Source organism: Lysobacter sp. CA196 (assembly GCF_052078695.1).
Lineage (GTDB): Bacteria > Pseudomonadota > Gammaproteobacteria > Xanthomonadales > Xanthomonadaceae > Lysobacter.
The window spans coordinates 1-10,798 of record NZ_JBQJIN010000049.1 but is presented as its reverse complement, the minus strand read 5'-3'; the positions used below and the strand labels follow the sequence as shown (position 1 = coordinate 10,798).

Annotated in this window: 8 protein-coding genes; 5 read left to right on the top strand and 3 right to left on the bottom strand. The window is 58.3% G+C overall.

Features of this window, described 5'->3' with window-relative positions:
• Nucleotides 1-146: 146 nt before the first annotated feature.
• The 3 genes from ACTOWK_RS23120 to ACTOWK_RS23110 form a co-directional block, all read right to left on the bottom strand.
• Entirely contained in the window at nt 147-1,094 is a 948-nt protein-coding gene (locus tag ACTOWK_RS23120; RefSeq protein WP_441332427.1) for a hypothetical protein, read from the bottom strand.
• 189 nt (nt 1,095-1,283) lie between these two features.
• A complete protein-coding gene (locus tag ACTOWK_RS23115; RefSeq protein ID WP_441332426.1) occupies nt 1,284-5,366 on the bottom strand; it encodes a peptidoglycan-binding protein in 4,083 nt (1,360 codons plus the stop codon).
• A gap of 14 nt (nt 5,367-5,380) precedes the next feature.
• Nucleotides 5,381-5,920, bottom strand: coding sequence for a hypothetical protein (locus ACTOWK_RS23110; protein WP_441332425.1), 540 nt, complete (start codon nt 5,918-5,920; stop codon nt 5,381-5,383).
• A gap of 896 nt (nt 5,921-6,816) precedes the next feature.
• Here ACTOWK_RS23110 and ACTOWK_RS23105 point away from each other — a divergent pair.
• The 5 genes from ACTOWK_RS23105 to ACTOWK_RS23085 all read left to right on the top strand — a co-directional run bounded on the left by ACTOWK_RS23105 (nt 6,817) and on the right by ACTOWK_RS23085 (nt 10,294).
• A complete protein-coding gene (locus tag ACTOWK_RS23105) occupies nt 6,817-7,452 on the top strand; it encodes a LuxR C-terminal-related transcriptional regulator (protein WP_441332424.1) in 636 nt (211 codons plus the stop codon).
• Nucleotides 7,453-7,471: 19 nt separating this feature from the next.
• Entirely contained in the window at nt 7,472-7,813 is a 342-nt protein-coding gene (locus ACTOWK_RS23100) for a hypothetical protein (RefSeq protein ID WP_441332423.1), read from the top strand.
• 78 nt (nt 7,814-7,891) lie between these two features.
• Nucleotides 7,892-8,650 (top strand): hypothetical protein, encoded by a 759-nt coding sequence (locus ACTOWK_RS23095; RefSeq protein WP_441332422.1) that lies wholly within the window; start codon nt 7,892-7,894, stop codon nt 8,648-8,650.
• 19 nt (nt 8,651-8,669) lie between these two features.
• Nucleotides 8,670-9,794, top strand: coding sequence for a type IV secretion system protein (locus ACTOWK_RS23090; protein WP_441332421.1), 1,125 nt, complete (start codon nt 8,670-8,672; stop codon nt 9,792-9,794).
• The gene (locus tag ACTOWK_RS23085) at nt 9,791-10,294 is read left to right on the top strand and encodes a DUF4189 domain-containing protein (RefSeq protein WP_441332420.1); all 504 of its coding nucleotides are present in this window, start codon (nt 9,791-9,793) and stop codon (nt 10,292-10,294) included. The genes ACTOWK_RS23090 and ACTOWK_RS23085 overlap by 4 nt, the downstream gene beginning before the upstream one ends.
• Nucleotides 10,295-10,798 lie beyond the last annotated feature (504 nt).

The following is a 10,798-nucleotide window of genomic DNA, read 5'->3' as shown; positions in this document are numbered from 1 at the left end:
CTTTGTGACTACAACGCCGAGATACCCCACGACAGCCTGGGCGGTTTAACGCCCAACGAGTTTCGGATCCAAAACGACCCGGCGACCTCTAGTTTTGTGTGGCACTGATTTATGGTGGGTCGACAATTCGACTTCTCCAAGCGATCTTATCCGCCAGGCCCCGTTTTCCTCCTCGGCAAGGGAGCGCTACTGGCAGGATCGGTACGGGGTTCCTGGTCCTTTCCGAGTCTGGACAACGCCAACTGGGTTGCTTGGGTGGCTGCCTTGTAGTTCAAATAGTTGGTCAAGGTGTAGCCAGCCAGAAAAGCGTAAACCTCGGTGCTGCCATCCTTGGATACGACTTTGCCTAGGCGGCTCCAGCCTTTGTCCGGTTTTCTTGGGTCGAAAGTCCATACATCTCCGTACCCATCGGTCTGCTGATTTATTTTATTCGTTTCAATCCAGCTGGTTAACTCCATGTTGCCGTCTAGCGGATATATCGCGATATTGGCGCTCCGTGATCGTGCGGGTGGCATTTTGGATATATCGATGCCAGGACCGATCTGATCCCAAATGATTGGGGCGGGCTCATCACGGTAATCGGTTGCACTGAGAGTCCAATGTGAACCCTTGTCCATGCTTGGATATATGACCATATCCGTTGGAATCAGGGCGCCGTCTCCGCTCCAGACAAAGCTGACAAACTTTTGTTGCTTGTCAGGCAAAATTTCTCGGCTGGTCATTCCGCGCGGCGGGTTATCCGCCATTCGACCAAACTCTCCCAGGACGCCAGTAATCTGGCGAGGGAGGATGTACATTCGGCACCGCGAGTATTCGTTTCGGAAGAAGACATAATTTCCGTCTAGCGTGCGCCAGCTGTCACCCATTTCCCCTATCCCAAACTGCCTGTCTTCATCTCCTTTCAGGCGTGTGCCAACCCTATCCAACGCTTTGGAAAATTCGTCTGGCTTCGATCGAAGCACAAGACAATAATCATGAAAAAGCTTGATGGCATGTTTGGCGTCAGAGTCGTTGCCGGGTGAGGCCGCTTGCACTGGCACACAGCAAGCAGTCAAAAAAAGTAGGGCGGCAAGGCGAGTGCGCTTCGTTTTCATCGTTGACATTTTCCTTTGTCGAGCCGGTTCTCATTTCGTTGCAGATGCGATGTCATACGCGGTCAGGCAGGGACTGCTTTACGAGCCAGATATGCGCGTTGCCAACTGCGCCAACTGATTCCATCCTTCACTGTGAACTCACGCTCCGACAACTGGGCGATTAACTGGAGAGCACAGTAGCTCCTCCGATTATCGTGAAGGGCCCCGACTCGGATCATCCGGCCCGCGCTGCGCGGCTTCTTGCGCAAGCTGCTGATCGCGCTGTTGATTGAACGACTGCGTTTCGCGTATGGTGAATTGCATCGGCGGGGCGGGGTCGATGGCCGAGACCCCGGTATGGAAACCAGGGATGTGCGCTCCCACCCAAAGCTTCCCGTTGGCGACGCCGACTGGCCCGATACTCTCCGCGTCCGGGATACCGTTGCGCTTGGCCGCGAGCATCACCGCAGCCACGGTTTCGTCGGGTACGTCAGCCGATACTTTTCCTCGTATCTTCGCGAACATCGCTTGATCCGCTGGAGACAGCCGAGAAAGATCCTGAGCCGCTGCCGCCCGTTCTGGCATCGCCTTGTCGGCGGCTTCGCCGTTCTGTGCGTACTGCTGGCCGTGTCCGTTGGAATGCTTTTCGTTAGGCGCCACCGAAGGCCCAGTTCGGACAGTCGCGGTTTCCTTCGGGGGCGCCTCGGACGGCTGCGGAGTCATGGCTGCCACGGCCGGCTCGACGACGCGACTGTCGTGCACCGATGCCGGCTCCACTGGCTTCCGGCCCATCTCGGCAGTGGGTACTTCGACCTCTGATCTTGCGGTCTTCTGCGTCTCGATCTTGGCCTGCTGGGCAACAGCAAGCGCCTGGACGGTGTCCGGGTCGACACGTCCCGTATCGGGCAATCCATGGTCGCGTTGCAGCTGGCGAACAGCATGCTCGGTCGCTGCGTCGAAATGTCCCCGCTCCGGGATCGGATTCTCCTCCGTGCCGCGGTAGCCGACGCGCTGCAAGCGGAACTGCAGCATCTCGACATCCTGTCCGCGATCGCCGCGACGCAAGGTGCCGTCTTCGGGCACCTTCGCCGCCTCAGCCGCGACCGGCGGTGCGAGCTCTGGTGCAGGCTGGGTAGGCGCGGCTGGTGAGTCGGGCGCGGACTTCGGTTGTGGCGTGCGTGCGTCCGGCGCCGGGGGCCTGGCAGTCAATACGTCTTGCGCCGCAGCCTCGGCCACCGCGCGGATAGCCTGCGCATCGGCAATGATCGGCGGATTGAGGGGGGCGGCCGGATAGGCGGCAGTAGGCTGTGGCTCGGCCCCCACACGCTCAGCGTGAATTCGCCCGCCCTCGGAGGGTGCCTGCGACGCGTGCAGTCCCTGCGGCGCTTCACCCGCGAGCACGTCCGCGACTGGCTTCACGACTGCAGTCGGCGGGGACTCCGGCTCGCCCTGCACGTCGGGTTTGAGGGTAGGTCGCTCTCGCTCAGCATTCGCCAGGTTCAGGGCGATCTCCGGCTCACGGTCTCCTGCGATCGCTCCAGCCACCGCTTGCTTGGCCGCTGACTGTACGTCGTCGCGCTTCAGTCCCAACTGGTTGGCCTCGCGCACGACTTGTTCTAGAGCTTCGTGTTGCTGCGGCGACAGGTTAGCGATTCGCAGTTCCGGGGCCTCCGGGGTAGTGGGCGGCGGCGAGCGCAAGTCAAGCATGGCCATTTGTACTTCCAACGAACTGGTCACGGCCTGTGGTCTATTCGCGCCATCCGCATCACGGCCGATATGTACAATCGGACTGTTGATATCAAATTCTTTCTTCGCATTGAGTCCCAGGTGAAGCGAAGTCGTCAGTGGGTTGACGCCTTGCTCCTGCTGGGTGCGCCTGACTGCTTCCAGCGCGGCCTCCAATTCCTCAGGATTTGGCTTAACTCCGTGGAATAGATAGGTCGCCATCAGGTCCTTTCGCTCGACGTCCTCCAAGGTGGGCGGCTGCCGAGGCGGAATTGCGGCGACTTGTTCTTGATGCTGCGCCAACTGCGGTTGCAACGCCGCACGCGTGTTCTCCAACTCCTGAAGCAAATTCCCGGAGGCCACGCCGGACTCGCCGTTGCGCTGCCACTGCCCGTCCGCCGTGCGCTGGTACAGCTTCCCATCCGAAGCGGTCAGCGAATCATCCCGCAGCGCCGATCGAATGGAGGGTGGCACCACGCCGAACCGTTCCCAACCTTCGCCCCGATGGACCATCTCATAGCGCGCAGCCATCGGGGCAGGTCCGTTAGCGATGTTCTCGCGGATGACTTGTAGGGAGGTGCGATCAAGCTCGGCCGCACGCTCGGGGCTGGCCGAATCGACTCGAACCATGGGCACGCCGGGCTGCTCAAACCCTAGGACGACCCTACGATCCCAGGTGCCGGTCTGCGGGTTACGCTCCCAATCGGCGCGGCGCTGACTCGGCGGATCGTTGTCTGTCGCCGCCTGGGCGTACGGATTACGCGGTGGCTGCAACTTACCAATGGCCAGTTCGGTTGCGGAATTGCTGGCCCTGTAGTTCAGTTCGTCTGCTTTCTCCGGATCGGCCGAAAAGTCTTGCTTCACGGCCTTGTTCTGGCCGTCGTCGATCATGTCGCCCAGGTCTTTCCGCACCCATTGGAGCCCGTTGGACTCCCACTTAACACCCTGAAGGTCGGTCTGCTTGAAGGTTTTGTAGCTATCCAACACCGTGGCGACGTGCTCACCCACGTGGCTGCCCGCCACAGCCGCGCCGCCAATGACGATGAAACCGACGACACCGGGGCCAGTTGCAGCCGCGGTAGCGACCAGGCCGGCCGAGGCACCACCGATCCAGCCGCCCGTGCCGCGTGCGGCGTAGTGCGTCAGCTCGGACTGCGCGGCGAGCAGACTGTCCTGCGAAAGCAACGTGCTGGCGCGGTCTGCGCTGGCCTTGGCATCCACCACGCTCGCGGCAATGCCGGCGACGCCGGCCGCCGCCATGACCTTGGCACCCGGGCTCAATTGCACCGGTGGCCGGTACGGCTCAACTTCGACTCTGCCGACATGCTTGAACCACTGCTCCAACGCTTCTTCGGCAGGAACGGCAGTCATCTGCTGCGGAACAGAGCGGACCACAGGAGTAGCGTGCTGCACAACGTCTGCAACTGTCGCTGCCATCGGCTCCGGCCGATGCCGAGCCAGTGCAACAGCCGGGTCTGCCGACACATGACTGCCGTCGTCTGGCATGAGCTTAGTTACCTCGCCTTTCGGCGTATGTCGCTCTGCGGCAGAAATAAACTGTATGTACTTAAAGACGCCGCCCTCTTCCGAGCGATGGATGACGTTCAAGCGAGGGTCGTAGGTCTCCGGCAATCGCCGCAACAGTGGCTCACTGAAGAGTGCGTTGTGATAGTCCGTCATCAGGTTCTGACTGCGCGTGCCTAGACCATTTCGCAAGTAGCTGCCGCCGATGTCCGAGTGCGCGCCCGCCACGCTGACGCTCAGGAAGCGCCCGTCTTCCGACAGCCCAGCCGGAATGATGCGGTCAACAGGAAACGTTCCACGCTTCTCGTCGGCGGCATTGATCTGGAAGCCTGAGACCACTGATGGCGGTAAACGCCGATCCAGATTCTGCATAGCTCCGGTCGGCACAGGGTCGTAAAGGCCCACCGACATCGGCGTATGCCCTGGCGCTTGATGAAAGTGCGGATAGGTTTTCGTTAGATTCCCGCCCTCGTCCGAAACGTACTCGGGGCGGTCTAGATTGGGAATGCCACGGTCGTGAATCATCCGCGCTAACAGCGGAACCTGACTGGCGCCCCGGCTGAATCCCTCGGCATGAATTGCAATCTTCGCGTCCGGATCGAGTCGGTAAATTTTCTGGGCGCGCGAAACCAATTCTTGATACGTATGCTCGGCGATTGACTCGCTGGTGCGACCGGTAGCCGCGTCTATGTTCTCGGCAAGGATGTTCTTCTGCGTGCCGGGACCAGCTTTGTACACGACATCGATATTGACGCCTGATGCCTTAAGCTGATTAGCTTGTGTCTCAAACCTTGCAACGTTTGTTGCGTGAAGCGGGTCTTTTCCTACATCGTTTCCGGTGCCATCCATCAGCGCGAATAGGAGATATGAGTGCCTATTCTTAGTGTCAAGTAACGCGGGCACCTTGAACTTGTATAGGTCATCTGCGGCTCGGTCGTAGCTGGTCAGATGATCCGGTGTCGCGGTGTAATGCGATACGTCTGCCTTCGGAAGCCCATCCTCGGCGAGTTGAACAACCTTCTTCTTGTTCCTCTTGTCTTCCATGAGCCACCCTTCCTTTAGTACGTCTTCGTCCAGGCCAGAACCAAGTCCCAACGGCTTCGTATATCTTCGCGGCCAGGAATCGGGAAGGACTTCGTGAGCACGTGCGCGCTCATGAAAACGTTGACGGTTCTGTCATTGACTTCCATCAGGATGCCGGGGGGGCTAACTTTGCCGCCCTCGAACCGCGCCCAATCTTCGTTGACATCCTCTTTGGGCACGTTGTGCAGGACCACCTGCTCGGGAAAGATGTCTTTGATTAGGTCGATTTCCGCGTAGTGCTCGACACCATCCAGTGATTTCCATCGAAGTTCTACCGGGTCCGGGGGCATATCGTCGGCCATGACGATGAAACCGGCAGTCCAGCGGTCTTTCCATTCGGGTGAGCGCGGTTCGCCGGATGGACCATCGATCTCTAAGGCGAACTGATGGTTCATGAAGATGACATTGCTAGCCAATGTGTTGTAGCAGCTAGCACCAAACGAGAACGCATCGAAGGTTAGGGGCCAGGGAATATCGGCCAGTCGCTTCTCGGGGGGGGCACCGTGGGTTGTCATCCGTGATTGCTCCTTCAACTAATGGCAGAGTGGGTCGGTCTATGGCGACTACGCAAACCGAGAGTATCGCCGAAGTCCGGAAACGAAGCCTCAGAATTTTCTGAGATAGGCATCGGACAAGTCCGCCGATTGCCACGTTTCCGACGGCTGACATGTGTGGCTCCAGGCTGCCGGAGCGAATGGGGCGCGGGATGACAAAGCACACTTGTCCTGGCGATCTGCCCGCCGATCCGCAGCATCGCCCAAGGCTAGCGAGACAATCCCTGGACTATCGCACTTCGCAGATCCAGAGCACGCCCGTCTGATCGTGGTCGTTCGTCGAGCTTGTCGATCGTCGGTACAGCACCGCCGCGACCAAGCTGCCGAATCGTTGGCAGAACGGCACTCAATAGAACGGGGCGGTCGCAATCAATCCATCAGCCCTACCCGGTTACGTCTACCTCAGACACCCGTTGTTAATGCGCGCGACCGCAACGAGAGTTAACGTCACGAAATCAACCACTTATGGAGTCCCTGCGCTGTCGTCGCGTGCTAACCCGCAGCCGACAGCAGATCATTCGAGCGAATCCGATGAGCACCTACCCCACGTCATTACCCTGATCAAAGCGTAAGTCTTAGCCTCGCTTCTCTGTCAGAAAAATCCTACTGCCCACGCGTCGACGAAGCCGGATGACATCAAAGCTTCGCGCATTTCATGTGGTTTTCTCGCACAACGCTAGGCAACGCGTCAGCCGACACCGTGAAACAGAAGAGGCGCGTCGAAGCAGGCCAGGTCACTAGATGGTGGTGATCTCAGATTTTGGCAGTAATGACAAGACCCCTTCGTTGGGGCAAGACTACGCACATGGCGACTGGGGCCGGAGGCCACCAAGCAGAACGAGCTTAAGGACAAGTGCATGAAGTATGTCGTTGCAGATGATCATCTTTCTTCGGTGTTGATGGTCACCAAGTTGTTGCAGGAACAGATGGGTGTTGAAGAAGAGGCCATTGCATCGGCCAAAGACAGTGAGTCGCTTTTCGAGGTGCTTGATAGCGTGACCGATGGCCCCGCCGTCGTGATCCTCGACCTCGTCATGCCCGGTAGGCTGAAGAGGCTTCCGCTACTGAGAGCTGTGCTTGACCGCGCTTCGGACATTCGCGTGGTCGCCTACTCGGGATCGGACAGCACCCTCTTAGCGGAGGCCGTCTTAGACGCAGGAGCATACAGCTACGTAAGTAAGGGAAGCTCAAGGTCGGTTCTGCTGGAGGCGATCAAGTCGGCTGCACAGCGACACAAGTACATGGACCCTCAGGTCGATGTCCAAAAGAACCTGGGACACCCGTGGCGAGATCTGACGCCACGAGAGGCGAGCGTGATCATCATGCTTTGTAAGGGTGAATCGGTGTCCAGTGTCGCAGAGGCACTGGGCATCACGAACAAGACAGTTTCCTCACACAAGGTGAGAGCGCTTCAGAAGCTGGATTTGACTGAAAGTGCGGGACTTACATCCTATCTGCTCAATAGCGGACTTACCTACCTTCTGGATGGCTAATAGGAGTCAAGAAGAATCCATGGATGGACATAACGTAGTTCCGTTTCCCGTCGCCAAAATTTCAAGCGAGGACGCGGATGTCATCGAAGCAATCATGCACTTCTACTGCAGTGGCGACGAGGTTCCACTTTCCCGACTAGAGGCCACTACGGAGCCGCTGGTCGACATTGTTGAACGCCTTCGTTTGGAAGGAGCAGTGCTTCAGCTCGACAGCCAAGCATTTCGCTTTCGCGTTGCGCAGTGGAAGTTCAAGCAACAGAAGGGAAAACGTCTTGTGCTGATCGTGATAGATCAAGGAGGGCAACGATTTCTCCACTATCGGACCGAACGAACGAGCATTGCACGGTTGCAGGGTTCGTAGGGCGCAAGCCAGATTGGACTACTACGCCTTAGGCCCTCATCACCTCAGCCCTACGATAACGCACGACATGGAGTCGCTATGAAGTCTCAGATCACGGCGCATCGGCGCTCCGTCAGGAGAGTCGCGACATTGCTGATCGCCGCAAGCAGCCTTGGACTTGGCCAGGCAAGTGCGCAGATGGTCGTCAAAGACCCCTTCGGCCTGATGGCTAAGATGGAGCAGATCAGCAAAGACGCGGTCGAGTTCGGCAAGAACGCCAAGCGGTGGCAGGAAACGGCCGGCCACTACCAGCAGCAGGTGATCAAGCTGCAGCGCCTGAACTTCGGGCAGACGCAGATGGAAGACAACTTCCCGCCGTGTCCGGCCGATTACGGCATGGAGGACATGTGCCCTGGCCCTGGTCGAGGCATCAAGGACCAATTGACTAAGGTGTTCCGTCAGGCGATGCCCCAGATGGATGGAAACGTCGTCGGGGAGCAACAGGCGATCTGCCAGCGCATGGTCTACGCCGAGAACGCCAAGTACAACGACTCCGTAACCATGCTTCGGACGCTTATGCAGCGCAGCCGCGAATTCGGGCAGATCGAGAGGCAGCGCGACAGCGTTAGCAGCAGCCAGGGAGCTCTGGCTGCGAACGAGAACGAAGCCAGCCGCTTCGTCGCGCGGAACCAACTCGAGCTCGACTACTGGCAGGCGCGCATGAAGGCGTACGACGACTACATCGCGGCGCTCAAATGGGATCACACCCGCCTGGCGAAGCGCGCAATGCGCGGCAAGAAGGGCGCTCTGGACGGCATTGTCCCCACCGATGTTGTGAAGTCCGCACTCGGCAACTGAAATCTACGGATAAATCGAAATGGACTTCCTGCAACTGCCCACCGACGTACTCAGTTGGTTCTCGCCGTCTTCGCAAAGCGGACTAGCTGACTACGCTTTGTTCCGCCTCGTTAGCGGTTGGATTACATCCCGGGTCGAGGATTTTGGTCTCGCTCTCATGGGGAGATCGATGACCTTCGTCGGAGGCGTTGGACTCAGCCTGGTCACACTTTGGCTGCTCTTCCAGGGCTATCGAATTCTCAGTGGCGCGCGGGAGTCGATGATGGGAGTGGTCCTTCAGGGAGTGCGAATCGCCCTGATCTTCTGTATCGCAACCACAATGGCGATGAACAACATCCCTTTGAACTCCTTTCTCACAAAAGACATGGATAAGGCGATACACCACCTTGTCACGGGCGAGGAGAACCAGTCCACCGCGAGCAGTATCGATAAGGCACTCGGCGTCGTCCAACTCGCCATGACCGCCATCGATGGCGTTCAGCTTCTAGTACCGGACCCCGAGCTATTGGAAGAGAAGCGAAGCGCGAGGACATGGGCGACCATGGGCTCCGCAGGTCCGGCCATCGCCGCTGGCTGCATGCTGCTGCTCTTGACTTTTGGGATCAATCTCTGGATTGGCCTGGGGCCAATCTTTATCTTTGCTCTCGCGTTCCCAGCGACAAAGGGGATGTTCATGACTTGGTTGAAGCAGGGGTTGGGCATCCTCTTCACACTGGCGATCTTAAGCCTCGTGGCCAATCTACTATTGGACTTAACGGTTCGCATCGCTACGTTTACGTGGCTGACTAAGTTGGTCAACATTCCCGGCGTCAGTGCGGAAGGCATTACGAGCCAAGCGATGAACCAGGGCAGCATCGGCATGATCATGACCGTGCTCATCATCTCGGTGCCGCCTATGGGGGCGTATTACTTCCAGGCTCAGATTGGCAGCCTTCTCGCCAACTCGGCATTCGGAAAGTCCGGGCAGCCGGGGCTGATTGGTCAGCAATCCGGCCATAGCCCAGGCCCTGCTGCGACTCAAACTCGGGACCAAGTCGACCTTCCAGCTGCCCGATCGAGCGTTACAAATCACTCGACTAGGGTTATGTCCGATTCGCAGCCAACAAGCCCCACTGAGATTAAGAAGAAGGATACGAGGGAATGAAGATGCGCGCACTTGTCATCAGCTCGTTGACCCTGACTCTGTTCCTCTCTGGCCCGGCGTCTGCGGAAGGCGGATGTCCGGCGGGCGAGACGCCCAATAATGTGTCTGCTCCGATTGGCTCCGCAGAATCAATGAACAGCTGCATTCCGATTCCCACAGTCGCCCCTGTCAGTCCCCGATGGAAGAGTCGGTGGGGAGCTGTCGCAAGCGACAGTGCGGGCATATACGGAATTAGCGAGAACGAAGCAAACGAGAAGAAGGCCAGGAAATCTGCGCTCGCGAAGTGCAAGCAAGAAGGCGGGGAAAGCTGCTCCATAGCAATGACTTATGTGAATCAATGTCTGTCTATCGCAACAAGCGACGTCAAATCAAACGTCGCGAGAGCGCCCGACATCAATGCCGCAGAACAAGATAGTTTGATGGGCTGCAATCGGCGCAGCAGTGGCAAGGCATGCGCCATCTTCTACAGCGGCTGCAGTCTGCCGGTCAGAGCAAACTAATGGCGATGGAGTGCTGAAGATGATTTGGCTGCTTAACGCAACATCGCCGAGCTTTCTTCCGCTGGAGAAACTCTGCATCGAGAGCGAACGTGCCGTTCGATGGTCATTCGTGTCGTTTGGAGCGCTTGCTTGCTTCCTAGTGGTGCTTCTTGGCGGCCATTTGTTCTCGCTACACGCTGCCGTCGTGGCGGCTGTTCCTCTTGCGCTCGGATCAGCCGCGTTGCACGTCTTGGCCATGAGCACTCTTGGGGGCGTCTACTGGGAGTCCCGAAAAGTAGTGAAGGATATTCCGGAGTACGCGGAGTGCGGGTTGCACTCGCGGGCTAAGCGTGGGGCGCTTCTAGGCTTACTTAATCAGAACTGCGCATTTTTAGCTGGGCGGAGTCAACATCCAAGTGCATCACCCCACCGCAAGCACGTCCTCAATAGAGAAGTTCACCGGCCGCCTGTAAAGCTTCTCCAGAAACACCTCCGCCGGCATACGGATGTCCAGGCTTACCCGCG

Bases quoted from the DNA above. Each gene is read 5' to 3' on its own strand.
- ACTOWK_RS23120 (WP_441332427.1), bottom strand. From the start codon at position 1,094: ATGAAAACGAAGCGCACTCGCCTTGCCGCCCTACTTTTTTTGACTGCT.
- ACTOWK_RS23115 (WP_441332426.1), bottom strand. From the start codon at position 5,366: ATGGAAGACAAGAGGAACAAGAAGAAGGTTGTTCAACTCGCCGAGGAT.
- ACTOWK_RS23110 (WP_441332425.1), bottom strand. From the start codon at position 5,920: ATGACAACCCACGGTGCCCCCCCCGAGAAGCGACTGGCCGATATTCCC.
- ACTOWK_RS23105 (WP_441332424.1), top strand. From the start codon at position 6,817: ATGAAGTATGTCGTTGCAGATGATCATCTTTCTTCGGTGTTGATGGTC.
- ACTOWK_RS23100 (WP_441332423.1), top strand. From the start codon at position 7,472: ATGGATGGACATAACGTAGTTCCGTTTCCCGTCGCCAAAATTTCAAGC.
- ACTOWK_RS23095 (WP_441332422.1), top strand. From the start codon at position 7,892: ATGAAGTCTCAGATCACGGCGCATCGGCGCTCCGTCAGGAGAGTCGCG.
- ACTOWK_RS23090 (WP_441332421.1), top strand. From the start codon at position 8,670: ATGGACTTCCTGCAACTGCCCACCGACGTACTCAGTTGGTTCTCGCCG.
- ACTOWK_RS23085 (WP_441332420.1), top strand. From the start codon at position 9,791: ATGAAGATGCGCGCACTTGTCATCAGCTCGTTGACCCTGACTCTGTTC.